Annotated in this window: 1 pseudogene; it reads right to left on the minus strand. The window is 60.1% G+C overall.

The window, feature by feature from the left end:
• Positions 1–283: pseudogene (locus AB9F29_RS22445) on the minus strand (thymidine phosphorylase); the annotation flags it as partial.

The following is a 283-nucleotide window of genomic DNA, read 5'->3' on the forward strand; positions in this document are numbered from 1 at the left end:
CAAAGTAATGGCTCGTGCCACGGCCTCGCAAAAGGCCAGCCCTTGCGCCTCGCTCTCGCAGTGGACCATCGCGAGCAATGTCCACGCCTCAACGAAACTCCCCAGTCTGGCGATTTGTGAAAGGCCAACGGCGGGGTTAATCTTGTCGCTGCCAACAAGCCGCCCTCCACACATTGCAACGACGAGATTGCCCAAAGCCAGACCGTCAATAGCCTGAACGAACCCGTCCATTTGCGCTTCTACCCCCAGCACACACCGCGCGGCGGGCAAACGATCCCGCCAA

Origin of the sequence: Falsihalocynthiibacter sp. S25ZX9 (genome assembly GCF_041205405.1) — a bacterium.
Classification (GTDB): Bacteria; Pseudomonadota; Alphaproteobacteria; order Rhodobacterales; family Rhodobacteraceae; genus Falsihalocynthiibacter; species Falsihalocynthiibacter arcticus.